This window comes from Streptococcus bovismuti, assembly GCF_042436615.2.
Taxonomy (GTDB): domain Bacteria; phylum Bacillota; class Bacilli; order Lactobacillales; family Streptococcaceae; genus Streptococcus.
The window spans coordinates 1-758 of sequence record NZ_JBHMFR020000019.1 but is presented as its reverse complement, the minus strand read 5'-3'; the positions used below and the strand labels follow the sequence as shown (position 1 = coordinate 758).

The 758-nt window shown below is 40.8% G+C and carries 1 protein-coding gene; it reads left to right on the top strand.

The window, feature by feature from the left end; all coding sequences use genetic code 11:
- Nucleotides 1-150: 150 nt before the first annotated feature.
- Complete coding sequence (gene tnpA, locus ACERDH_RS09790; protein WP_000057429.1) at nt 151-615, top strand: IS200/IS605 family transposase; 465 nt, start codon at nt 151-153, stop codon at nt 613-615.
- Nucleotides 616-758: the final 143 nt, after the last annotated feature.

Sequence of the window (758 nt, the reverse complement as noted above, 5' to 3'; positions counted from 1 at the left end):
TTATGTGACTATTAGTCCGTCTCGCTCCGTTAGGTGCGAGACAAAACAACCACCCGCTATGCGGGTGCGCGTCGAAGGTTATACCAAAAAAACTCCGAACGCGATACAATAAAGGTGTTCAAGCCAATTGTAAAGCGAAAGGAGAAAAATATGGCACAAAAGGCTCATAGTTTATCGCACACAAAGTGGCACTGTAAGTATCACATTGTGTTCACCCCTAAGTATAGACGAAAAGTTATCTATAATCAATATCGAAGTAGTTTAGGCGAAATATTTCATCGCTTGTGTAGTTATAAAGGAGTTGAAATTATCGAGGGTCACTTAATGCCAGACCATGTACACATGTTAGTAAGTATTCCACCAAGGATAAGTGTTTCGAGTTTCATGGGTTATTTAAAAGGAAAAAGTGCACTCATGATGTTTGACAAACACGCCAATCTCAAGTACAAGTTTGGGAATCGGCATTTCTGGGCGGAAGGTTACTATGTGAGTACAGTAGGGCTTAATGAAGCCACAATTAAGAAATATATTCAAGAACAGGAAAAGCATGATATAGCACTAGATAAATTAAGTGTAAAAGAATATGAGGATCCCTTTAGGGATAGTGGTAAGTAATACTAAAGCCTCTTTGAGAGGCAAGTGACGAGTCAAGAGCAATAAGGCTTGAACAAAGTGAAAGCCAGCGTCTTTAGGCGCTGGCTGGTAATTTGGGCTTATAGCCCTGGGACAAACCACCCGTTTGACGGGTGGTCATGATT

What these genes read in the sequence shown, in the direction of transcription:
- tnpA (WP_000057429.1), top strand. Translation starts at nt 151, where the DNA reads ATGGCACAAAAGGCTCATAGTTTATCGCACACAAAGTGGCACTGTAAG.